The organism is Kiloniella sp. (assembly GCF_965205715.1).
Lineage (GTDB): Bacteria > Pseudomonadota > Alphaproteobacteria > Kiloniellales > Kiloniellaceae > Kiloniella.
Genome location: NZ_CBDBHW010000014.1, coordinates 555001 through 579137, shown reverse-complemented (window position 1 = coordinate 579137; position 24137 = coordinate 555001). Strand labels below are relative to the sequence as shown.

Sequence of the window (24137 nt, the reverse complement as noted above, 5' to 3'; positions counted from 1 at the left end):
GCGGCTTCAATTCGGTTGAGCTTAGAAAAACATATGGCTCTTCTCCGCTTTGTTGAGTAGAAAAAGATGCCGACCGCCAAGTAACCTGTTGATATGTATGGTTTCTGATAACTTTACATAGAGCAGGTATATGACAATCAACATCTCGCAGCATATTTTAGGCCTCAAAGGGCAACGTGTAAATGAAATTAAACTGGATGACGGCGGTGTTAAGATTGTCATTCACTGCAGCCGAGACGCGCGTAGGAGGGCTATAGACCCTGCTACAGGCCAGAAGGGAAGCATCAACCAGCATGTCCGCCGACAAGTAAACGACATCCCCCTTTTTGGGTATCCTTGTGTGGTCGAGATTGAGCTGGCGCAGGTTTATATTAACAAGGGCGAACGCCGCATTGAGGGGTGTGATTTTGTTGATAAAGGGTGCCGTTTCACTCACCGATTTTGCCGACTGATCAGTGGATTATGTCGGCATATGTCTATTCAAGCGGTTTCCAGACATTTGGATATACGATGGGAAACGGTCAAGAATATCGACAGGGCATACCTTATTGAAACTCTCCCTACGCTTGATCCTGCAGAGCTAACTGGCTTGGAATATATTGGTGTAGATGAAGTTGCCCGGGCGAAAGGTCATGACTACATGACGGTGGTCTACGATATGGTTGGCCTAATGACATCATAGCTGCCCAAAAACGACATCTCAACGAACATATAGAGAACAAAGATTCAGCACTGCTGCTTATCCGTCTTCCAACCGAAGGTATTGATACAAAGTTTCTCGACTGATACAAAAGTCTCGTGCAACCTGTGATTTTGTTACGCCAGATGCCACTCGTTTTTTCAGATCGCAGACCTGATCCGATGAGAGTGCCTTCTTTCTTCCTCGATACGCGCCTCGTTTTTTAGCCAACTCAATGCCTTCACGTTGCCGTTCATGGATCAAAGAGCGTTCAAACTCTGCAAATGCTCCCATAACCGATAACATCAAAGTCGCCATTGGTGAGTCCTCGCCCGTGAAGGTCAAACCTTCCTTGATAAACTCTATACGAACTTCACGGCTTGTCAGAGATTGTACAATCCGACGCAGGTCATCAAGATTTCGAGCCAAGCGATCCATACTGTGAACAACGACTGTGTCACCGATCCTGACAAATTTTAAGAGTTCATCTAATTTAATCCGGTAAACCCCCGGCTATGCCGGGGGACTCTCAATGGTTTGACCGTTCCCACGGTCTTACATTTCTTTGTTTATTGACCAAAATAACAAAGGAATTAGCCGATGAGAGATTACAAAAGCCTTGCACATACGAGATGGGATTGTAAATACCACGTGGTTTTCATCCCTAAACGCAGGCAAAAAGTTATCTATGGCAACCTACGTCAGTATCTTGGTGAAATTTTCCATGAACTGGCCGGGCATCGCGAAAGTAAGATTGAGGAGGGCCATTTGATGCCGGATCACATTCACATGTGTATCAGCATACCGCCCAAACATGCTGTTTCAAAAGTCGTTGGATACCTAAAAGGAAAAAGCGCGATTGCCATAGCTCGAAAATTCAAAAATAAAGCACGGAATTTCAAGGGTGAAAATTTTTGGGCCCGTGGATATTTCGTCTCAACTGTAGGGCTCGATGAACAGATGGTGAGGGAGTATATCAGAACGCAAGAAGAGCGTGATAAGTACTTTGACCAAATGGATATATTCAATCCATAACCGCTTTAGCGGTTCCCAATTTGCCCCTTTAAGGGGCTCACCCGCTTAAGCCCCCGGCTTTGCCGGGGGTCATTTAACTGGGGGCGATTAACATCCTTGCCAGATGCACTATCTGTAAAAACACGGTCAAGTTTGAGGTTTTCCAGTTGTCGTTCCGGGTTCTGTTCATAGGTGCTTACCCGAATGTAGCCGATGCGCTGACCAATCATAGATTCTTTCCTCAAAACTGTCAGGAAAGAATCTATGACCCTGAGCACCTTGTGTCAACAAATAGAACAATTGATCCTATACTGACAAGTATCAGATTATGCACCTGACGTCAGGCTGGAGTATACCCAAAACCCACACTTCTAAATCTGCTCAGTTCAAACAGCATTTTTTGTATTTCTTGCCACTACCGCATGGGCAAGGGTCATTGCGTCCAACTTTAGGACTTGTTCTCTCAAGCGGGATGGTGTCTTCAGCGAAAAGGTCAGGATCATGAGGGATCATATTTGTAAGGTGTTCAAGTAAATCACCTTCGGTTAGCTCACCATCTGGGGAATTTCCAAACACCATGGATTTCGCCATTCCCCAGTTTCCAGGATCTTCAGATTTCTTAATCATTTTTGGAGAAATTTTTGCAATATGTTTTTGCAAAGCTTTTGTCTTTGATAAAAAACCTTGCTGTTCGCTCCATGTAAAAAACCGAGTTATCGTCGGAGCGAAAGTTGCAAACATTTCAGCACTCGCCGATACTTTCCGCGGCATGATATCCAAACACACGTCATCTATTATATATTCATCGATATCTGCAGGTCCTGCCAAATGGTAACCATAACAAAAATCGTAGAAACAGCTGATCATGAAATATCCATTTTGTTTCTCACAGTCATTAAGCTCCTCAAATAACAGGTCTTTTTCGAACTCGTCAAACGCGACATCAAACCAGTCTGAAATTGTGGAAGCATCTTGGTCGGAATATTCACCATCTGTAATAAAGGATAAATTATTCACTAAAGCATCCCCTAAGGGGCTATACAGTTCTGGACTATCGTCATCGTGATACAACAATGTTGATCTCGGTTGCTGAAGCAATTTTTCTTCTGCAGCATCAATTGTTGTGTAGAGGATCTCTCGCATTACAGGAATTTTACGGAGAGCCTTCTGATTGATGAGTTGGAATGCAGCGGCAGCCAAACATTTCCAGTCAGGATTTTGTTGATCGTCTTTCAGCATTGCTGCGGTTTGTAACATTCGTTGCGCCCAGATTTCCCGGCGTGTTTCCAGATATTTCCAGAGTTTGGTTTCAATTGTGCGCTCTGAACCGGTTGATGAGACAATAGCTCTGGTGGTTTCATTGTCTTCAAACCAGCAATCAGTCAAAGGAAAGAGTCTGTGCCAGGTGTCTTCGCCATTAACCAGGCGACCCCGTTTTTGCGGAGACGCGTCACTTATTTCACCTTGTGGGTCTACATATTCCATCCATGCCTGTACTGATGTGGCTTGAGGTTTTAAAGAGAAAAGTCCGCACTGTTCCACAACGTCCAATAAGCCAGGTGCTGGTAGGGCCTTATGTTCAAGCCCATCTGCCAATGCTGACTGTAAAATTAATTCAAGTGTTTGTTGGTCTATTAGAAAGCCTGGAGAGTGCGAACTTACTTTCTCCAAAATTCCATGAGCTTCTTTGAGACTGTCGCAGGGAATGACAAATGCATCTTTAATTCCATGCCCCATTTTTGTAAGTAACATGGAAACTGTCACGTTTTGTCCGTTCTGTGCCAGAATAGAAAGGCTTTGCGATCCTACCCCGTCAACGACACTGGCCCTCCTCTCATGGATTTGTATAGCAACCTGATTTTCAATAGCCCCTGAAATTTCTTTGCGCCGTGCATTTTTTAATGCGTTATCTATTATATTCCGCGCCCGGCCAGAACCCATCCAACTGCGTAGCATAGGCATATATTGAAGAGTTTCGGGATGAAGTTTGGCTAATGCCGCGTTGTCAGCCAACCCCATAGCCGCAGATTCACGTATTAAAGGTGTTCGGTCCAGCAACCAATACAATGCTAGTCGTTCAAATGCAGGATTTTCCATTGTTGAAACATAACGGGCAAACCCAGCTTGTGCATCGCTCGGGAAAGCCGAGGAGGCATTATTCAAAGCAAGATAGAAATCATACGATGTCCCACCCTCTTCCTGGAGAGAGGTCAACATCTGTTCCAGGTCGGCGGGCAATGGAGTTGGAAATTCAGGTGTATCAAAGTCCGAATTTAAATCAAAAATCAGGACTTCAGGTACTTTTAGGCTTGCCCTTCCATAACATTCGACCAAGTTCATATGAGTGTGATACTCAAAGCTCTTTTTTGCCTGCAGGGACTTAAGAGCGACCTCAGAGCTTTCCAGGAAAGTTTTACCGTAAAGACCATCATTCTCAACGTCCATCCGGGCTTCATCTAGAAGGCGGGTGAATAAATCACTGAACCTCGTTTCTTCGGATTTTCCCTCTTTAGATATGCCTAGAATCAAAGTTTTTGCTATCTTGTCATCACTTAACAGGTCCGATTTTACGGATAAAAAATATTCATAAAATACACTCGAATCAAAACCATACGTTTGAATAAAGTCGAGACAGGTATTTAACAGTTTTTTGGACACAAGATCTTCCTTTGTTCCTGGATCAGCCCGCTTGTTACTCAAAATCGATTAGAGAAATTTAGCCCCCTGATTTTAGGCAGCCAATCTCTGATAATCAATTCGTTTCAGCAGATTGACATCAAAGAAGCCATACGGGTTGATATGGCCGTAAATAGCAGGATTAAGACCCCGAAAATCTTCCAGTGTCATCCGCGCGGCCCATGCCTGTTCTGATAATACAGTTTGTAACATCCTGGTATTTACGTAAACAAGACAGCTCTGCAGAAGATGTAGCGCCAAAACGGATATCTCCTGATCATCGATACGGTTTGTCGCAATCTCACCGCCATTACCAAAAAATACAAAGCCGTTGGCACTATTCCAGTTTTCCACCACATTCAGGCCCTCATGGATTTCCCGACGCAGGGATTCCAAACGTAGATACTTGCATAGGAAAATGGTTTTGATTGCTCTCCCCAATTCCGCCAATCCCTTGTACGTCGGATGCATAGTTTCTCCACGAGAAAAACGACGTAGAATAGCTTCAGGATCTGCCGTTCGATGTTTCAGCGCTGCAGTATACTTAACCATTTCATCGTATTGTCGTTCAATCAGATCCCAGTCAATGACAGAGCTCAGGATAGGAGTAAGATTTTGCAACCGGCCTTTGAAGTCTGATGACGGTAGACATAGTTTTTGACGTGCAATCGCCTTCAATCTTGGAGCCAGTTCGAAACTGAGCATACGACAAAAGGCAAAAGCCACTTCGCTCTGGCCATGACTATCTACATACTGTCGTTGAATATCCATATCAGTACAATGGCGTAACACTCCCTCAATCATGGAAGCTACTTCAGATGAAGAACATCGTTTCAATTGAGAAAAAATACAGGTAGAACGCTTGGCCACATGCCAGTAAATCATGACGCCACGCCCCTTATACCGGACATGCCATTCCGTCATAAGGTTACGGTCCCAGGCGCCAAATTTCTTGGAATCTGAGGCGCAAGCCGTGCCAACTTCTCCCCAGATAGATGGGTCACGAATAGCAAGCGTCGCATTGACAATTTGCCTGATTGCTTCCTGGAGAGCTCCCCGGTGGATGAATTTACGCCGGACATGAAGAAGTTCTTTATAGGATACACCTGGAGATCCAGCACTTATACGTTTTAGTCCCGCATTCGTCCCCAGACCATAAAGACACAACAGGAGTCTTTGCTGGAGGGTTTCTTCGTCCAGAACTACCCTGTCCCCTGAAGTTTGGAAAGCACTGAGAAACCCAGTATCAAGGGCGCTTTCTTTAAGAAGATCCAATAACCCTGTCATCGGCCATCTGCGTTCGATCTCGGTTTTGACTGATGCCAATCCTGTTGGTTCAGGTAAAGGAATATAGGGCGAAATGGATATACTATTTTTACCACGCTCCTTGATCCGGACAAGGTTGTTATTCGGGAGTTCATTGTTCAGTAATAGCAATTCGGCTTCAAGTTCAGCCCGTATACCTGCAGTGAAGGTCTTTGCATCCTGGCTAAGGCCAAGATCCTCATAGTAAGTCTTGCGTTTAGTATCAAAATCTTTAGGCAAATCATCGTCCGGATTACGATAACGATCAGAGCCAACAACCCAAATTTCCTTGCAACGTATCCGGTCCCGTAGAGCAAGCAGAACACAAAGTTCGTAATTTATCCTATTTATTCGGAGACAACCCGAACTGTCGGCTTCAACAACGCAATTATACCATTTCGGTGCGATCACCCCGTCGATTGGGATACCATCTTTCAGACGGACAATTCGGCGGGTATCGTTTTTCATACTCTCAATCCAGGCAAGAGCCTTAAGTACTGGGCGATGTATGACGTTGTTAGATTTAAAATCCAGGACCTTGAGAGTATCAGGTAACATTGGACGATAATGATGAGCGTAGGAACTTCTCATGACCTGAAATACAAGCTGGTTCCATGTTCCTCGCGTCTTATGGCCTTTAATTATTGCAGCAAGCTTCTCTTCCCCTGCAACCGGAAAAATAACGTCCCTAATTACTCCGTCCGGGTTTCTAAGGGCAGCAAAGGCCATGTCGACAAGAAGTTTTTCCTTACCATGTATCTTGGAGGCATTCCGGGAAACTTCAGCAATAATTGTGCTTTCAGCCTTTTTTGATATTTTATGAGTCGTTTCCAGCAAGAGATCGGTTAGGCCATCCGCCAGCTCAGCTTCGCGTTCAATCAAGAAAATCACATACATTCCAAGTCGGCGGTTTATTGTGTGCCGGCGCATTTCCCATGCGGCTTCCTGTGCCACCCGACGCCTGTATTTCTCCCGCCAGTAAGGCCCAATTTTGGATATCATTGAGCGTGGCAGGGCAAGTGAGCGTATAAAAGACAATCGTCCAGAGACCTTAAGCACACTCTCGAGCGCTACACGCCCGGGCTCTTCTTTGAAATCCGAAAACCCATAGGAAGGTGGAGTTGGGTCAAGAGAATTTTCAAGGCGGCATATAGTCTCATACCCGAGCCTCATAACAATACGAGCCAAGAGATCATCCTCATATTGTTGCCGTGCCGTTCTAACCAACCGAGTGGCCTCTTTAAGAGCTGGTCCCTGTAGTTGTCGTTCTAGGCACCATAAATACAGGTGATCCAACATCTCTCCTGTTAACGTACAGGTGGAGCAAAGCTCATGGGTCAACCATAGTTGTAAATTCCTACGATCATCAGCTTTCATCTTTCGCACATTGAGGAGAGATAAAATTTCCAAACGATGACGTTGGCTGTTGCGGCTGGAAAATTCATATAAATCAACGTCAGTAACCTCCCGACCAACTTGGTCGGCAAGGAAAGGCAGTGCAAATTCAGGGATTTCTTTCCATGTTTTTGGAAAACGGCCTACAAGACTATAAAACTTTAATTGTGCCGCAAAACCAAGTCTGAAACCTGACGATTTACCCTCGATCCGGGTTAAGTCGTCATATCCTAAGCTCCATTGAGTTCCCACATCTGCTTCGGTCCAGTCGTGTGCCATACCAACATCCCTTGTCTGAAATGAAAAAAGATGAAGTATAATGATCAATGTTTATACCGTATGCAGGCTATTTGTTCTCTTTATGTTCGTTGAGATGTCGTATTTGGGCAGCTATGATGTCATTAGGTCTTGGTGCACGAATGGCGTTTATTCAGCACGAAATGCGATTAGTTTTGGGGAAATATTATTCAACAGAAATACCTATAAGCGGGAGGTGTTCAATTCTGATAAATTGAACCTTTCTTAGGATCTGTCCTCTAAAGAGCAATCCCTACAGGTGATCCCCATTGTTGCCAACTGATTTGCCGTCCCGGCCAAGCAATTTTCTTGAAAGGCCAAGCTTCTTCCAACCAGTTCTGGATATTAGTATAAAATTCAGTCTCAATATGAAGACTATCGTCCCTTATCCAAAAATAAACTTCACTGTCAAAATCACTCACTCTGCTCGGGTCAATATACAAGCAGCCAATGCATTTTGTTTTGTCAGTTGTTAAGACCGTGTATGCAAATGCTTTTCGCAGATCGAATTCTTCCCTGTGCTTTAAAAGGTCACCATTATTATCTTCTAAAGTCATGGTATCGCGAGGCCATTCATGGTTCTCAGAAAAAATTTGTCGCAAGTTTACCTTACTCGACATAACGGCATCATAGTCCAACTCCACAACACTTGGGTCGAGAATGCCGAGGTAAAAGTGATCGGAAGTATAGGAAGTGGGGACATCAAAATCAGGTGGTACAAAGTCTATTGTCATACCGAAAACTCCGTCAGAGAGCGTTTTTTAAGAGAACTCAATAAGTATTTGGTGATCTAATTCAACTGTAGCAGCTTACGTAGTTCAGTAATGCGGGATCGGCTTACCGGTATTTCTGTGCCGTTACTATTTCCAGCCCCATTGCCCACGATACAAAAGGCTTTATCACCATCTCTGCGAAAACCTGTGATCTGGCTCTTATTGACGATAAAGCTGCGATGAGTACGGACAAAATCATCTGGGTTAAGTTGCTTTTCCAAGCGGGAAATCGACCAAGGACAAAAGAGATCTTCACCGCCGTCATTGATCTGGGTGTAATGGCCATCCGCTTTTACGACGTGAATATCTTCTGCAGAAAGAAGCCTCTGGATCTTATTTTGCTCATAAGGGATCTTGATTTCAGTGTCCGTCCCCTTCGTTTCATGCACTGTTGTGTTATTTAGTGCCTCAGTGTTTGCAAGCGTCTCTTCTATGTTTTGTTGAGTGACATCTTGTCCGTCAGCCTTTTTTATATCCCCCTTTGCGTCTCCGGGAACTGCCATCAGCAGGAAAAGTCCTGATAGAACAAAAGAGGAGAGAACGACGACGAGAGCGAGACGATCATTATCAAGAAAGGATGGAGCAGTGGGCGTCAACTCTGCGCCAAGACTAAACGCAGTGAAATACATGGCCGAATAATGCATTGCCGATATCGCCAGTCCGAGGACAACAGACCCTGCAGATATACTGAGCAGCGAGCGATTACCATAGGCGAGCTCTATTGCTGCAATGGAAGAGGCGATGCCAATGGCAATAGCCATGACAATGCCTATAGGACTGTAGGTCACCACGCAATTAGCAGATAAAGCACTCATGCCGAGATAATGCATCCCGACAATACCTAACCCCGTGAGAGTTCCAGCTATGGCAATTCTAGTTTTTGTCCGAACACCAAAATGTAGCGAGAGAAGAGCAACACCGACAACGAGCACCGCAATTAAGGCCGATGCCAAAGTTCTTAGGGGGTCATAACTGATCGTGATGGGGAGCTCTACAGCGAGCATTCCGGTGAAGTGCATGGACCAGATGCCTGTACCCAAGGCCAGTGCGCCTTGAGTGACACGGGTTTTGCGTTTAGATGCATCAAGGTGGCGCAGGTTTGAGGTCAGGCGTAGGGCTGTGAAAGCCCCCATAATAGCGACTGCCAATGACCCCACAATAAGAAGTGGTGAATAGGCCACCTCTAACGGCATGTTTCTCTCCCCGGTATTCGTCCTGTTTCGGCTTTTATCTTATTGATTTTTTGTGATGAAAGTCGATTTTTCTTTTCAGCCTATAACGGCCAGAGACGAAATTCAAGCAGTCGACTTAATTGAAACTTTAAATCGGTTCTCGGTTTGCTGGCTAAATAAAAAATTTCATATAAAGCAAATAGATGCTGAACCAAGTGATGTAAAATTAGATGTGTTATGTTAAGTTTAGGGATGAATTCTTTGGCATTGAGTTATATACCATGAAACAAATCAGAGTATTAATCACGGGTCGGGTACAGGGCGTTTGGTATCGGGGCTGGACCGTCGATAAGGCAAAGGCTATCGGGGTGCAAGGCTGGGTGCGAAATCTGGGTTCCGGCCAGGTGGAAGCTGTTATTCGTGGCGAAGAAGCTGACGTTGAGGTGATGGTGGAAGCCTGCTGGCACGGGCCCGAATTGGCAAAGGTTGAAGCCATAGAAACCTTTGTGGATACATCGGACCTAGAGGATGAAAACCTGTTTATCCAGATACGTTAATTTTTATTACCTTCAGGTTTAAACCAGATTTAATTCTCTTGTTCTGTATTTTGCTCTGGTACGAAAACTTCATAAAAAGCCTCTTTCATGGCAACATCCAAATCCTCCATTGAGACGCATAAGCCAAGGTCGACGAGGGAGGTGACCCCGTGTTCATTGATGCCGCAGGGAACGATACCTTCAAAATTGGATAAATCAGGGTCCATATTGATGGCGATGCCATGAAATGATACCCATTTCCTGACCCGTACACCGATAGCCGCTATTTTATCTTCCCGGCCATTGCCGCGATTAATCCAGATGCCAACACGACCTTCTCTGCGTTCTCCGTTAACATTGAATTTTGCAAGGGTTCGAATAATCCATTCTTCGAGATTAAAGACGTATTTTCTCACATCCTTATTATAGAGGCTCAAGTCCAACATTGCGTAGGCCACACGTTGGCCAGGCCCATGATAGGTGTATTGGCCACCCCGCCCGGCGTCATAGACCGGAAAGCGATCGGGATCCACCAGGTCTTCAATGTGAGCAGATGTTCCCGCGGTGTAGAGGGGAGGGTGTTCTAATAACCAGATGGCTTGCGGGGATTGTTTCGAGAAAATTTCGTTGGCGCGGTTTTCCATAAAGCTTAGAGCGTCAGGGTAATCAACCTGATTTTCAGAGATTCTCCACTCGATTCCAAGTTCATCTATGGAAGTTATGACTTCATCTTTAGATAATACTTGTCCGTCTTTGGAAGAAATTCGGGAATTTTTCACTTTTTACACATCCTGTCTATGGCACAGCGCCGACTGCTATGTTTTAATCGCGTCAGGGTGTCGCTTTTCCGCGCCACTCTGTCAAGACCGTCTTTGGCAGGAACGAGCCGTTCCCCCAGCTATATATAAGGCATCGACTGCCCTAAGGAGCAATAAACTTTATGACGCAAGACCTACGCGACGCTGCCCTCTTTTACCACCGTCATCCCACACCAGGAAAGTTAGAAATATCAGCCACTAAACCACTTGGTAACCAGCGCGACCTGGCATTAGCATATTCTCCAGGTGTCGCCGCAGCTTGTGAAGTGATCGTTGAAGATCCGGCGGAAGCCGCTACTGTGACTTCACGCGCAAACCTTGTTGGCGTAATAACCAATGGTACAGCCGTTCTTGGCTTAGGAGCAATTGGTCCCCTTGCTTCAAAACCGGTTATGGAAGGAAAGGCTGTCCTTTTCAAAAAATTCGCAGGTATTGATGTCTTTGACATTGAAATTGATGAGACAGATCCAGACCGTCTGATAAATGTTATTTCTGCTCTGGAGCCGACATTTGGTGGGATCAATCTGGAAGACATTAAAGCACCAGAATGCTTTATTGTGGAAGATGCTCTCCGTGAGAAAATGAACATTCCTGTTTTCCACGATGATCAGCACGGTACAGCCATTATTGTTGCTGCTGCTATTTATAATGCCTTACGTCTCGTCAAAAAGAACAAAAAAGACGTTAAAGTTGTTGCTTCGGGCGCAGGCGCAGCCGCACTTGCTTGCCTTAACCTTCTGGTTTCTCTCGGGATCGATCGCAAGAATATCTGGGTCACAGATATTGAAGGCGTCGTATACGAAGGCCGTGAAAAATTAATGGACCGTTGGAAGTCTGTCTTTGCACAAGATACAGATGCACGAACCCTTTCAGATGTAATTGGTGGTGCAGATATATTCCTTGGTCTTTCCGCGCCTGGTGTCCTTAAGCCAGACTACGTTAAACGGATGGCTAAAGACCCAATAATTATGGCTTTGGCAAACCCAACGCCAGAAATCATGCCTGAAGAAGTAAAAGCCATCCGTGATGATGCGATTATGGCTACGGGACGGTCTGACTATCCCAACCAGGTAAATAATGTTCTTTGCTTTCCGTATATTTTCAGAGGCGCTTTGGATGTTGGAGCTACGGCTATCAACGAAGAGATGAAGGTCGCGTGCGTAAAAGCTATTGCTGATCTGGCAATGGCTGAGCAGGATGAAATCGTGATCAAGGCCATGGGCGGTGAAGCTAAGAACTTTGGGCCGGAATATATCATTCCAAGTCCTTTTGATCCTCGTTTGATTTCTGTGATTGCACCCGCTGTTGCAAAAACGGCGATGGAAACGGGAGTGGCCAGCCGACCTATTACAGATTTCGATGCTTATTGCGAAAAACTGAAACGTTTTGTCTATCGATCTGGTTTGGTGATGAAGCCGCTTTTTGAGCGCGCTAAAAAGGATCCGAAGCGGATTATTTATGCAGAAGGTGAAGATGAGCGTGTTTTACGTGCCGTCCAAATCGTTTTGGATGAAAAAACAGCTGTTCCAATCGTTGTTGGCCGCCCAGACGTTGTGCAAAATCGTATGGATAAGGTCGGAATTAAACTTACTGTTGGGAAGGATTTCGAGGTAATTAACCCTCAAGATGATTCCCGATATAACGATTATTGGACCACGTACCACAAACGTATGGAACGAAGCGGCATTTCTCCTGACACGGCCAAGGTTATTGTTCGGACCCGAAACACCGTTATTGCCGCTCTTGCCGTTTATCGGGGGGATGCCGATGCGATGATTTGCGGATTAACCGGGGGATATCATCGTCATCTGAAACATGTTCGCGGTGTTATCGGGCTTCAGGAAGGGGTTTCAGACTTTTCTTCCCTAAGTCTGATGTTGATGCCAAGTGGCACCTATTTCATGGCTGATACCTATGTGACAGAAGAGCCAACGTCGCAACATCTTGCTGAGACAACGGTTCTGGCGGCAAAACATGTAAGTCGTTTTGGTCTTAAACCGCGTGTTGCTCTGTTGTCCCATTCCAACTTCGGAAGTTCGGATAGCGAGTCCGCTTGCAAAGTTCGAAAAGCTTTAGCTGCTCTCGAAGAGCTGGCACCAGACCTCGAAGTAGATGGTGAAATGCATGCAGATGCTGCATTGGATCCAGAGTTGAGAAAGCGGGTTTTCCCGAATTCCAATTTAACTGGTCCGGCAAATCTTTTGATCTTCCCCAATCTGGATTCAGCAAATATCGCGCTAAATCTTATGAAAACCGTCGAAGATGGCCTCGCTGTTGGCCCCATTTTAGTTGGTGCTGCACAGCCTGCTCATATTCTTACGCCTTCAGTCACCGGAAGGGGGGTTGTAAATATGACTGCTATTGCGGTAGTTGATGCACAGAACAGAGAAAGACGGGCTAAAAAGTAACCGTCTAACATATAAAAAGCCCAGAGAAAGGTTACAGCGGTGAACTGTAACCTTTCTCGTTTAATAGTGGCGCGAACAGCAAGCGGTAGGAGGCGGGATGTCGGAAGATCTTAAGGGTGGAAACGACCTGCAAAATCTCTCGGATGATGAGAACTTCGGGGTTTCAGCCGATCTTATTCATGCTGTTGAAGACGCTCTTGAGGAAAGTCGTGATGCTGAAGTTGAAGATCTTGTCGAAAGTCTTCATGAAGCTGATACCGCCGATCTTCTTGAAACTCTGGGGCGGGAAGAACGTTACCGTTTGATGGAGGTTATGGGGGCTGGCTTCGATCCCGAAATTTTACCCTATCTTGATGAAACTGTTCGGGAAGAAATTGTTGAATGGCTTGGACCTGACGGCATTGCCAAACTGGTTCCCTCCCTTGATAGTGATGACGCCGTTGAACTCATCGAGGACTTAGATGAAGACCTGCGTATCCACATTTTAGCAGCGTTACCCCAAGCCTACAGACGGGTTATAGAAGAGAGCCTGAGATACCCTGAAGATTCCGCTGGTCGCTTGATGCAGCGAGAGATTGTTGCGGTACCTTCGGTCTGGACTGTAGGTGAAACTATTGATTACATGCGGGTAAGCGAGAATTTACCTGAAGATTTTTATGATATTTTTGTGGTTGATCCAAGGCATCATCCGGTTGGATTTATCCCAGCAAGTCGCTTGATGCGATCCCGGCGACATGTTCGGTTGGATGAAATCATGGACGAGGATATGCGTATTATTCCTCTCGACCTGGACCAGGAAGATGTCGCCCATATGTTCCGTCAGTATAGCTTAATATCTGCGCCTGTTGTGGAAGAAAGCGGACGTCTCGTTGGGGTGATTACTGTTGACGACGTGGTTGATGTTATTGATGAAGAAGCCGGGGATGATCTCATGAAAATGGGTGGTGTTACTGAACCCGACCTTTATGAAGATGTCGCCGATACAACGATTGCAAGATTTACCTGGCTCGGTGTTAATCTGCTGACTGCTGTCCTGGCGTCTTTAGTGATCAGATTGTTTGATGCAACGATTGAAAAGGTTGTGGCATTGGCTGTTCTTATGCCGATTGTCGCTTCAATGGGGGGCAATGCTGGAACACAAACCCTTACGGTTGCCGTTCGTTCCCTTGCAATGAATGATCTGTCAGAGGCAAATGCTGCGCGGTTTGTTGGAAAAGAACTCATCATCGGTGTGATAAACGGCGTACTATTTGCTTTATTAACTGGCGGGGTTGCCTGGCTTTGGTTTGATGAGATGGCCTTGGCACTTGTTATCGGTGCCGCGATGATTATCAACATGATTATCGCTGGACTATGTGGCACCCTTATACCTTTGGGACTTGAACGATTTGATATCGATCCTGCGGTAGCATCTAGTGTGTTTCTAACCACTGTTACAGATGTAATAGGATTTTTTGCCTTCCTCGGACTGGCGGCACTTTTTCTTTTATAATCTTGTGTTGGGGGCTCTGCAGTATAAATTCTTTTGTTTTTTCAATGTGAAATTTCAAAATAAAACAAATACTTGCATCTGACTAACGTATTCTACCTATGGGGATGAGTTTTCTTTCCTGTGATAGATTATAATAAAAACGGGGCTAATTTCGCAGTTTGATTTAGCGTGTCTTTGTTGACTGCTAAGGTGAAAAGCGTAAGGTGCGCTTATGGGTATTATATATCCACAGGGTTAACAGAAGATGGAGTGGCCGTGTGCCGAGTGTCTTAATAACAGGTGCGAACAAAGGTATCGGTTTGGCGTTTGCCCAATCTTTCGCAGTGGATGGCTGGAAAGTTTATGCTTGCTGCAGACAACCAGATAAGGCCAAGGAATTAAAAGCGATAGAAGGGGATATTGTTCTCCACAAGCTTGATGTTTCTGACGGTTTGAGGGTTGCAGGACTTGCACGTGAAGTAATTGACGAACCGATCGATATTCTGATTAACAACGCGGGGTATTTTGGTCCTCGGCTGGAGTTTGGTGAAATCGATTATGATGATTGGGCTTATACCTTTCAGATTAATACGATGGGGCCTCTAAGAATGGTCGAGAACTTCGTTGAGCATATCGCTTCCAGTGACCGTAAGCTGATCGTCAATCTTTCAAGTAAAATGGGGTCCATGGGCGCCAATGAAACTGGCGGTCAATATGTATACCGCTCTTCCAAAGCCGCACTGAACGTTGTCACAAAAAGCCTTTCAATCGATTTGAAAGATAAAGGTATAACCGTTATCTCCGTTCACCCTGGCCACGTTCAAACAGATATGGGTGGAGAAACCGCTCCGGTATCAATTGCAAAATCCGTCTCTGGATTAAGAAAACTAATTGGTAGAGTGACAGAGGAAGATACTGGCCAGTTTTTCAATTTTGACGGGTCAGTAATACCTTGGTAAAAAAGATTATCGAATTTATTTAAGTGGGGACGCAGATGCCATCAGGTTTAAGTGAAGAACACATCCTTATTCGTGATACTGCACGAGCGTTTTCCCAAGAAAATATGGCCCCTTTTGCTGCTAAGTGGGATAAAAATTCTGAGTTCCCCAAAGACGCCATCGCCGGTCTAGGGGAACTTGGTTTTATGGGGATGCTGGTTCCACCAGAACTTGGGGGGGCTGGTACTGATCATGTTTCATATGTTCTTGCTCTGATAGAAATCGCTGCGGGAGATGGATCTTGTTCCACCGTGATGTCGGTTCAAAACTCATTGGTCTGCTCTCCGATACAAAATTATGGTAACGAATTCCAAAAGAAAACCTTTTTGGGACCACTTGCCCGAGGTGAAATTCTGGGATGTTTTGGTTTGACCGAACCGGGGGCAGGTTCTGATGCCGCTGCCCTTACGACCAGAGCTGAGCGTTCGGACAAGGGGTATGTTATAAACGGCAGTAAACAGTTTATTTCCACAGGCAAAAATGCTGATGTTGCTTTGATTTTTGCCGTTACTGATCCTGAGGCTGGCAAAAAGGGCATCTCAGCCTTTTTGGTATCCAAAAATACCCCTGGATTTATCTGTGCAAATATTGAGGAAAAGCTCGGACAACACGCATCAGATACGGCCCATCTCGTTTTTGAAGACTGTTTAATTCCCATCGAAAACCGGCTAGGAGAAGAGGGCGAAGGGTACAAAATTGCTCTTTCAAATCTAGAAGGGGGGCGGCTGGGTATTGCTTCACAATCTATCGGAATGGCACGTTCCGCCTATATGGCAGCCAAAAAATACGCCAAGGAAAGAAAGACGTTCGGGAAAGAAATCGCCCAACATCAGGCCGTCGCATTTAGGCTGGCAGATATGGCTACATCATTGCAGGCCGCAGAGTTGATGGTTATAGAGGCAGCAAGAGTTCGTGATGCGGGACTTCCCTGTCTTAAAGAGGCATCAATGGCAAAGTTATTCGCCTCTGAAATGGCCGAGAAAGTGTGTTCTGATGCCATTCAAATACACGGGGGGTACGGCTACCTTCGCGATTATGGGGTCGAGCGAATTTATCGGGATGTACGTGTATGCCAAATATACGAAGGAACATCGGACATTCAGCGCCTTGTGATCAGTCGACAAATACTTCAGGAGGATGACGTATGAACCGTGCTATTGATTTCTATTTTGATTTCTCCAGTCCCTACGCTTATTTCGCAGCAATGGAAATAGATAAACTTGGTGAGAAGCATGATTTATCTGTCAATTGGCGGCCAATCCTCCTCGGAGCAATATTTAAAAAAACTGGCGCAAAACCTCTTCTTCAAACTCCGCTAAAAGGCGAATACGCTCAACACGATCTGGAGCGAACAGCCAGATTGAAACGCTTGCCGTTTGCGCTCCCGGTAAACTTTCCCTTTGCCGCTCTTGCTGCATGTCGGGCTTATTATTGGATTAGACGTCAGGACCCAGATCTCGCAAAAAGCTTTGCAAAAAACATATTCAAAGCAGGCTATCAAATGAGATTGGATATTTCCGATCCGCAAACGATCATCGACCTTTCTACAGCGCTTGGATTGGATAATGGGCGTATTGGCCCGGCTCTGCAAAGCGAGATCGTGAAAGAAGAACTGAGAAGCGAAGTCTCTTTCGCCGAGCAAAGAGGTGTTTTTGGCAGCCCATTCTTTATTGTGGAAGATGAGCCTTTTTGGGGCCATGACAGGTTGCCAACTCTTGATGCATGGCTTTCGCAGAAAGGCTGGTAACGCGCTGGAAAGCGTTCATTGTAATGAATATTTTTACCTTCTGACGCATCATTAAAAAGTGTTGTTTCAAAAAATATATAAAATTTTCTCGTAAAATAGAGTACAATTATCTCATGGCTACTTCCCTTGAGGACATCACCCTGACCCAATATACACTTCGGTTGTATTGCTAACCGTAGTATGTAAAGCGATGCTTCTCACTCTTATAAGTGAATGAGTAAGGCGATTTTGTTAAGCTTGACTAATCGTCTCTCTTGGATAAAGAGGCCCTTGATGCGTACCCCTTTTTTTATCGAAGAAACCGGTGCTGATGGTGTTGCTTATATAACACTGACCAAACTTGAAACTCACAATAGTTTAAATGGCGAACTTATCGGCGAATTGATAGATGCCTTAACCGGTATTGAAGATGATCATCGTGTTCGAATTCTTGTCTTGACGGCTAGGGGGCCAAGTTTTTGCGGTGGTGCTGATTTAAAGTGGCTAAAAGGCATGTCAGCAAACTCAGTAGAAGACAACATACTTGAAGCTCAGCGACTTAAGAAACTTATGTCCGTATTGGATCGATTGACAATCCCCACCATTGCCCGGGTTCAAGGGAATGTTTATGGCGGTGGGATCGGTCTTTTGTGTTGTTGTGACATTGTCGTCTCAATGGCTGGTACATTCTATAGTATGCCTGAAGTGCGTATGGGATTAATACCAGCTGTTATTTCTCCCTATGTTTTAAGATCAATCGGAATACGTCAAGCTCGAAGGTATCTTCTTACCGGAGAGAAAATGTCTGCAGATCGCGCTCTGGAAATTGGACTGTTACATCAGGTCGTTCAGGGGGACATGATCGACTTAACGATCGATGGAATAATCAAGGATTTACTCAAAGCTGGCCCGAATGCCTTGAGACTTGTAAAACAACTTGTATCCGATGTTGCTGGTCGGCAAATAGATGATACTCTGCTTAATGAAACGGCTCAGTTGATTGCTGAAATCAGTGCAAGCGATGAGGGGTTGGAGGGGATAAGAGCTTTTTTGGAAAAACGAGATCCTGAATGGCCAGATTAAGAGATCAATTTTTAAAGTTAAATTAAAGGAGAATAGTGGACATGACTGGGGGCAGGCGGGGTATATGGAAAGCCGCTGGTTTTACGGCCTTTTTTTTGTTGCTTGTTGCATTGGCTATGGGCTCTGTCAATCCGCTTCAATTAACGGTTTTTCTTTTCCTTATCACTTCTAGTGTAATCTACCTCTATAGCGTTTTTCCCGGCAGCCGTTTTTTCTCAATTTCAATAGCCAACTTTCTCGCTCTCTATACCAGCCTTTTTCATTTTTTTTTGACGACTAATTTTCCTTCAACCGGCCCAGAGCTTGGAGCCATAGGTTATACGATGCCAGTCGTTGGTTTTTATGGTGGAACCTGGTTTCAACGCCAGAGCATAAAATCAATAGTATTGGCGCATAAAAATAGCGACATTGGGATAACTGCGGGTTCTGCCCGCTGGCTCCTTCCTGTTAGTTTAATAGGTATTGCGACTTTCTTTGTTCCTGAAGGCTCTGTGCCGCTACTTTGGCAAGAAGCGTTCTTTTTTCTTGCGATGGGTGGGATTACTCTGGTTGTGATGTCTGTAAGTAAACAGGTGGTAACCTTTCTTTTAGATGTGGGATTGTTATTCGAATCATTTTTTCTTCGCATTGAATCTCTTGTTATGCCCGCCTTTGCTTTTTTGACGTTCTACTCAATGAACGTGATGGTTTTCGGGTTTGTATATCGTATTATCGATCATTACAGTTCTTCGATGCATTTTTCTATCGGGGGTGAGACCAAGGCGATATCATTTGGCACTTCTCCGCTTTGTTGAGTAGATTTAGGATTTCAAATAGAGCATAGATTGATTATCTGGAATGGATGATTGTCTAATTTTGAGTTTGAAGTATTCGGTATCCTTGATGCCTCTGGCTCGCTTACGGATCATTCCTATACTGACATTACCAGCCTCTATCCTGGCGCTTGTGAGCTTGTGTTTGGCGTAGTTGCAGATGCCCACACAATGTTTCCGTAGGGATTTCGCGAACTTTTTTAGATAGAGCATCTGTGACTGATCTGCTATCAGGCACCAACGTTCCAGTTGCTCCGCCATCGCCTCAAATGAAGCGGCACTCCACAGCAGCTGAAGCTGTTCTTTCAAGACGTAAAGTGCATTCAGGTTGCTATTGCTCTCCAGCAACCTTTGCAGCTTGTCACTTTGTTTTTCACTCAACTTATCCGCATTTTTGAGCAACAGATAATGTGTCCCTTTCATCAACTCTTTACCACTTGGATCGGCCTTTCTGAACTCAAGTCGACGCTGATTATGGATAGCTTTGCTGTAGTTTTTCATGACGTGGAAACGGTCAAATACTATGTCGGCCAACGGCAAGGACTCTCTGACAGCCTTTTGGTAGGCAGGCCCCATATCCATCGCTACGGCCTTTATTTTGCAGGCTGTATCTGGTTGCAGTTGTTTCAAAAACCTTGAAAAAACCTCGGCAGTTCGGCCTGCTTCAACCCAGATCAGATGACCGCCAACCATATCGTAGACCACCGTCATGTAGTCATGACCTTTCGCCCGGGCAACTTCATCTACACCAATATATTCCAAGCCAGTTAGCTCTGCAGGATCAAGCGTAGGGAGAGTTTCAATAAGGTATGCCCTGTCGATATTCTTGACCGTTTCCCATCGTATATCCAAATGTCTGGAAACCGCTTGAATAGACATATGCCGACATAATCCACTGATCAGTCGGCAAAATCGGTGAGTGAAACGGCACCCTTTATCAACAAAATCACACCCCTCAATGCGGCGTTCGCCCTTGTTAATATAAACCTGCGCCAGCTCAATCTCGACCACACAAGGATACCCAAAAAGGGGGATGTCGTTTACTTGTCGGCGGACATGCTGGTTGATGCTTCCCTTCTGGCCTGTAGCAGGGTCTATAGCCCTCCTACGCGCGTCTCGGCTGCAGTGAATGACAATCTTAACACCGCCGTCATCCAGTTTAATTTCATTTACACGTTGCCCTTTGAGTCCTAAAATATGCTGCGAGATGTTGATTGTCATATACCTGCTCTATGTAAAGTTATCAGAAACCATACATATCAACAGGTTACTTGGCGGTCGGCATCTTTTTCTACTCAACAAAGCGGAGAAGAGCCTATCATTTTCTGAAAGCCTATATTTTTCCATTATTACACTCAGTACCGTTGGTTATGGGGATATCGTCCCCTTATCTCATGTGATAAAGGCAATAGTGTCCCTGCAAATTGTTGTAAGTGTCATGCTCCTTCTTTTTGGTTTTTCGGAAATTATGTCTTTTTCCAGAAGCAAACCGTCTGAGAGAAAGTAAAGAGCAATCTCTACAAACTCTTGTGTGAGCAAAAAGTACTTGTAACAATTTCTTCTCCAAGGCTTACTCTGCTTTAAAATACCGATGAAGATTGAAGTTTTTTTGTTCGAACCGGGGTATGTGTGTCTTAAGCCGGGAAATATGTTTCTTAAGAGAGTGTGTTAACTATGGCCCTGCATTTAATTAAATTGTCTGTTGGTACGGAGAGCCCGGAAACTCTCGAAGCCTGGCAAGCGCAACGTAAGGCTGATTACGGCGAAATCTTCCATCAAACCCGGATGTTTCCCAAAAGACGCGATGAGATTATCGCTGGTGGTTCTATCTACTGGGTGATTAAAGGGCAGGTTCGTGCTCGGCAACTCGTTACAGACATTGTTAGAGTCGAAGATCAGGACGGCCGTTCGATGGCACGATTTATTCTGGACCCTAAACTGGTTCTGGTTCGAAACCGGAAACACAGGCCTTTTCAAGGCTGGCGTTATTTAAGGCCGGAAGATTCTCCAGATGATTTGTCTGAATACGAATCGTTTGAAGAGGATTTACCTGAAAAAATGAAGGATGAACTCGAAAAATTGGGGCTTTTGTGACCGAGTTTATAAAAAAAACAATTTAATTGATATTTGCTATAGACAAGCCCCGGCAATGTCCTTATAACCCGGCTTCACCAGCGAGGAGCACGGTAAGACACCGACGCGAAACGCTGGGACGGTTTTTAAAAAGTTCAAACAGTACTTGCACTTTTAAGAAATCAACTTATAATAACCGACCTTGGCTAAACGGTCTCGACCGAAGCTAATTCAGGTAAATTATTATAAAATTAATATTGACGGAAACGGCTTCTTAGCTGTATATCGTCCTGCTCACGAGGCCTTACGGTTTCTGAAGGAGTTGTTGTTTGATATTGTAGATCAGATGGAAAGGATGCGTGAACGGCGGTTTGTTGGTTTTAGCAACGAGCTAGCTAGTTTATGTATCTTATTCGAAATAAGTTACACTATACCTAGTCAGTAAATAAATTTGAGTTCTGTTTTAAGACAGAAGTCAGGTCAACTTGAGAGTTTGATCCTGGCTCAGAACGAACGCTGGCGGCAGGCTTAACACATGCAAGTCGAACGAGAAGGTACTTTCGGGTACTGGACAGTGGCGCACGGGTGAGTAACGCGTGGGAATCTACCATGGAGTGGGGGATAACATTTGGAAACGAATGCTAATACCGCATACGCCCTACGGGGGAAAGATTTATTGCTCTATGATGAGCCCGCGTTAGATTAGATAGTTGGTGAGGTAATGGCTCACCAAGTCTACGATCTATAGCTGGTCTGAGAGGATGATCAGCCACACTGGGACTGAGACACGGCCCAGACTCCTACGGGAGGCAGCAGTGGGGAATATTGGACAATGGGCGCAAGCCTGATCCAGCCATGCCGCGTGAGTGAAGAAGGCCTTAGGGTTGTAAAACTCTTTCAACTGTGAGGATGATGACAGTAGCAGTAGAAGAAGCACCGGCTAACTTCGTGCCAGCAGCCGCGGTAATACGAAGGGTGCGAGCGTTGTTCGGAATTACTGGGCGTAAAGGGCGTGTAGGCGGATTGCAAAGATAGAGGTGAAAGGCCTGGGCTCAACCTGGGAACTGCCTTTATAACTTACAGTCTAGAGATCGAGAGAGGATAGCGGAATTCCTAGTGTAGAGGTGAAATTCGTAGATATTAGGAAGAACACCAGTGGCGAAGGCGGCTATCTGGCTCGATACTGACGCTGAGGCGCGAAAGCGTGGGGAGCAAACAGGATTAGATACCCTGGTAGTCCACGCCGTAAACGATGTGAACTAGTCGTCAGGATGCTTGCATCTTGGTGACGGAGCTAACGTATTAAGTTCACCGCCTGGGGAGTACGGTCGCAAGATTAAAACTCAAAGGAATTGACGGGGGCCCGCACAAGCGGTGGAGTATGTGGTTTAATTCGAAGCAACGCGCAGAACCTTACCAGCCCTTGACATACCAATCGCGGTTACCGGAGACGGTTTCCTTCAGCTCGGCTGGATTGGATACAGGTGCTGCATGGCTGTCGTCAGCTCGTGTCGTGAGATGTTGGGTTAAGTCCCGCAACGAGCGCAACCCCTGCCTTTAGTTGCCAGCATTTAGTTGGGCACTCTAGAGGGACTGCCGGTGATAAGCCGGAGGAAGGCGGGGATGACGTCAAGTCCTCATGGCCCTTATGGGCTGGGCTACACACGTACTACAATGGTAACTACAGTGGGCAGCGACGCCGCGAGGCGAAGCTAATCTCCAAAAGTTATCTCAGTTCGGATTGTTCTCTGCAACTCGAGAGCATGAAGGTGGAATCGCTAGTAATCGTAGATCAGCATGCTACGGTGAATACGTTCCCGGGCCTTGTACACACCGCCCGTCACACCATGGGAGTTGGTTCTACCCGAAGCCGGTGCGCTAACCGCAAGGAGGCAGCCGACCACGGTAGGGTCAGCGACTGGGGTGAAGTCGTAACAAGGTAGCCGTAGGGGAACCTGCGGCTGGATCACCTCCTTTCTAAGGATTTCGAAGAGGCAACTTTTTGAAATTACTTAAAAAATACCAAGCTACTACGGCGAACTGCCGTTCTCGCATCCTTTCCAGATAATGTCGCAAGCAGCCAGTTGGCTGCGTTCTTTTTTGAGCGCAGAAAATTGGTAAAGAGAGCGGTAGTTTTTCGGGCTTGTAGCTCAGTTGGTTAGAGCGCGCGCTTGATAAGCGTGAGGTCGGAAGTTCAAGTCTTCCCAGGCCCACCACTTACCAGCGGTAAGTAGCGTACTTTAAGTACGGCGCGCACCGAACGCAGTGAGGCAAGGCCAAGTGGCCGTCCGAGCTTATGCGAGGTAGCGAGTACGGAGTACGAAGCATAACAAACGCGCAGCGTGATAACGGGGGCATAGCTCAGTTGGGAGAGCGGTAGCTTTGCAAGCTTCAGGTCGTGGGTTCGATCCCCTCTGCCTCCACCACTCACCTTAAGTGACGGTTCGTTTAGCGACTTATATTATCTGGAAAGATCAAGAATTCTCTTTTAGAGAATACCTGCCTAGCAGGTTGTTGTTTGACATTGTTGATATGTATGAATTTGGTCTTGAATACGATCTGATCTTTAGCGCGTGTAGCGGTAAATCATTGATTTATCTCTGCGTGTGTTAGGGTGATTTCGATCAAGCGCTTTAAGAGCATCTGGTGGATGCCTTGGCGTATAGAGGCGATGAAAGACGTAGCACTCTGCGATAAGCTACGGGGAGGTGAGAGCAACCTTTGATCCGTGGATTTCTGAATGGGGAGACCCAACCCTTTAGGGTTATCGTTACCTGAATACATAGGGTAACGAGGCAAACCCGGCGAACTGAAACATCTAAGTAGCCGGAGGAAAAGACATCAACCGAGATTCCGTTAGTAGTGGCGAGCGAACGCGGACCAGGCCAGTGGCCTAGTTTT

Annotated in this window: 19 protein-coding genes, 2 tRNA genes, 2 rRNA genes and 2 pseudogenes (1 of these 25 running past the window's edge); 16 read left to right on the top strand and 9 right to left on the bottom strand. The window is 45.6% G+C overall.

Going from position 1 to position 24137, the window contains the following annotated elements:
• Window positions 1-21: 21 nt before the first annotated feature.
• Entirely contained in the window at window positions 22-144 is a 123-nt protein-coding gene (locus ACOGW3_RS19550; protein ID WP_419904485.1) for a hypothetical protein, read from the bottom strand.
• Here ACOGW3_RS19550 and ACOGW3_RS19545 point away from each other — a divergent pair.
• Window positions 131-682: a helix-turn-helix domain-containing protein gene (locus ACOGW3_RS19545; RefSeq protein WP_419904484.1), complete on the top strand. Its 552-nt coding sequence runs from the start codon at window positions 131-133 to the stop codon at window positions 680-682. The genes ACOGW3_RS19550 and ACOGW3_RS19545 overlap by 14 nt on opposite strands.
• A 57-nt stretch (window positions 683-739) precedes the next feature.
• On the opposite strand, the pseudogene ACOGW3_RS19540 reads toward ACOGW3_RS19545, so the two are convergent.
• Window positions 740-1180: pseudogene (locus ACOGW3_RS19540) on the bottom strand (recombinase family protein); the annotation flags it as partial.
• 99 nt (window positions 1181-1279) lie between these two features.
• On the opposite strand from ACOGW3_RS19540, the gene tnpA reads away from it, so the two are divergent.
• On the top strand, window positions 1280-1714 hold the full coding sequence (tnpA, locus tag ACOGW3_RS19535; protein ID WP_419901154.1) for an IS200/IS605 family transposase: 435 nt from the start codon (window positions 1280-1282) through the stop codon (window positions 1712-1714).
• A 74-nt stretch (window positions 1715-1788) separates the two neighbouring features.
• On the opposite strand, the pseudogene ACOGW3_RS19530 reads toward tnpA, so the two are convergent.
• The 5 genes and pseudogenes from ACOGW3_RS19530 to ACOGW3_RS19510 all read right to left on the bottom strand — a co-directional run.
• Window positions 1789-1923 (bottom strand): annotated as a pseudogene (locus ACOGW3_RS19530) (recombinase family protein); the annotation flags it as partial.
• A gap of 151 nt (window positions 1924-2074) precedes the next feature.
• Window positions 2075-4351: a YecA family protein gene (locus ACOGW3_RS19525; protein ID WP_419903825.1), complete on the bottom strand. Its 2277-nt coding sequence runs from the start codon at window positions 4349-4351 to the stop codon at window positions 2075-2077.
• A 72-nt stretch (window positions 4352-4423) separates the two neighbouring features.
• Window positions 4424-7348, bottom strand: a complete 2925-nt coding sequence (locus tag ACOGW3_RS19520) for a Tn3 family transposase (protein ID WP_419903826.1) — start codon at window positions 7346-7348, stop codon at window positions 4424-4426.
• 257 nt (window positions 7349-7605) lie between these two features.
• Window positions 7606-8100 (bottom strand): hypothetical protein, encoded by a 495-nt coding sequence (locus ACOGW3_RS19515; RefSeq protein ID WP_419904483.1) that lies wholly within the window; start codon window positions 8098-8100, stop codon window positions 7606-7608.
• A gap of 56 nt (window positions 8101-8156) precedes the next feature.
• Window positions 8157-9332, bottom strand: coding sequence for an MHYT domain-containing protein (locus tag ACOGW3_RS19510; protein WP_419904482.1), 1176 nt, complete (start codon window positions 9330-9332; stop codon window positions 8157-8159).
• A 260-nt stretch (window positions 9333-9592) separates the two neighbouring features.
• Between ACOGW3_RS19510 and ACOGW3_RS19505 the strand changes: the two genes are divergently transcribed.
• A complete protein-coding gene (locus tag ACOGW3_RS19505; RefSeq protein WP_419904481.1) occupies window positions 9593-9868 on the top strand; it encodes an acylphosphatase in 276 nt (91 codons plus the stop codon).
• Window positions 9869-9897: 29 nt separating this feature from the next.
• On the opposite strand, the gene lipB is transcribed toward ACOGW3_RS19505, so the two are convergent.
• Window positions 9898-10569: a lipoyl(octanoyl) transferase LipB gene (lipB, locus tag ACOGW3_RS19500; RefSeq protein ID WP_419905961.1), complete on the bottom strand. Its 672-nt coding sequence runs from the start codon at window positions 10567-10569 to the stop codon at window positions 9898-9900.
• Window positions 10570-10787: 218 nt separating this feature from the next.
• On the opposite strand from lipB, the gene ACOGW3_RS19495 reads away from it, so the two are divergent.
• From ACOGW3_RS19495 to ACOGW3_RS19465, 7 genes are all read left to right on the top strand, one after another.
• Window positions 10788-13073 (top strand): NADP-dependent malic enzyme, encoded by a 2286-nt coding sequence (locus tag ACOGW3_RS19495; protein ID WP_419904480.1) that lies wholly within the window; start codon window positions 10788-10790, stop codon window positions 13071-13073.
• Window positions 13074-13170: 97 nt separating this feature from the next.
• Window positions 13171-14565: a magnesium transporter gene (gene mgtE, locus ACOGW3_RS19490; RefSeq protein ID WP_419904479.1), complete on the top strand. Its 1395-nt coding sequence runs from the start codon at window positions 13171-13173 to the stop codon at window positions 14563-14565.
• A 257-nt stretch (window positions 14566-14822) separates the two neighbouring features.
• Window positions 14823-15503, top strand: a complete 681-nt coding sequence (locus ACOGW3_RS19485) for an SDR family oxidoreductase (protein WP_419904478.1) — start codon at window positions 14823-14825, stop codon at window positions 15501-15503.
• A 35-nt stretch (window positions 15504-15538) separates the two neighbouring features.
• Window positions 15539-16690, top strand: a complete 1152-nt coding sequence (locus ACOGW3_RS19480) for an acyl-CoA dehydrogenase family protein (RefSeq protein WP_419904477.1) — start codon at window positions 15539-15541, stop codon at window positions 16688-16690.
• The gene (locus ACOGW3_RS19475) at window positions 16687-17289 is read left to right on the top strand and encodes a 2-hydroxychromene-2-carboxylate isomerase (protein WP_419904476.1); all 603 of its coding nucleotides are present in this window, start codon (window positions 16687-16689) and stop codon (window positions 17287-17289) included. The genes ACOGW3_RS19480 and ACOGW3_RS19475 overlap by 4 nt, the downstream gene beginning before the upstream one ends.
• 273 nt (window positions 17290-17562) lie before the next feature.
• A complete protein-coding gene (locus ACOGW3_RS19470) occupies window positions 17563-18351 on the top strand; it encodes an enoyl-CoA hydratase-related protein (RefSeq protein WP_419904475.1) in 789 nt (262 codons plus the stop codon).
• Window positions 18352-18386: 35 nt separating this feature from the next.
• Window positions 18387-19145, top strand: a complete 759-nt coding sequence (locus ACOGW3_RS19465) for a hypothetical protein (protein ID WP_419904474.1) — start codon at window positions 18387-18389, stop codon at window positions 19143-19145.
• Between the two features lie 6 nt (window positions 19146-19151).
• Here ACOGW3_RS19465 and ACOGW3_RS19460 read toward each other — a convergent pair whose 3' ends face one another.
• Window positions 19152-20384, bottom strand: coding sequence for an ISL3 family transposase (locus ACOGW3_RS19460; RefSeq protein WP_419901077.1), 1233 nt, complete (start codon window positions 20382-20384; stop codon window positions 19152-19154).
• Here ACOGW3_RS19460 and ACOGW3_RS19455 point away from each other — a divergent pair.
• From ACOGW3_RS19455 to ACOGW3_RS19430, 6 genes are all read left to right on the top strand, one after another.
• Window positions 20371-20670, top strand: coding sequence for a potassium channel family protein (locus tag ACOGW3_RS19455; RefSeq protein WP_419904473.1), 300 nt, complete (start codon window positions 20371-20373; stop codon window positions 20668-20670). The genes ACOGW3_RS19460 and ACOGW3_RS19455 overlap by 14 nt on opposite strands.
• A gap of 167 nt (window positions 20671-20837) precedes the next feature.
• Window positions 20838-21257 carry a DUF1489 family protein gene (locus ACOGW3_RS19450; RefSeq protein WP_419904472.1) on the top strand — a complete coding sequence of 140 codons (420 nt, stop codon included), beginning with the start codon at window positions 20838-20840 and terminating at the stop codon, window positions 21255-21257.
• Window positions 21258-21717: 460 nt separating this feature from the next.
• Window positions 21718-23213 (top strand): 16S ribosomal RNA (locus ACOGW3_RS19445).
• A gap of 162 nt (window positions 23214-23375) precedes the next feature.
• Window positions 23376-23452 (top strand) — tRNA-Ile (locus ACOGW3_RS19440).
• 134 nt (window positions 23453-23586) lie between these two features.
• Window positions 23587-23662: transfer RNA gene (locus tag ACOGW3_RS19435), tRNA-Ala, on the top strand.
• Window positions 23663-23858: 196 nt separating this feature from the next.
• Window positions 23859-24137 (top strand): 23S ribosomal RNA (locus tag ACOGW3_RS19430); it runs 2467 nt beyond the window's last position.
• The 16S and 23S rRNA genes sit together here with 2 tRNA genes alongside, the layout of an rRNA operon.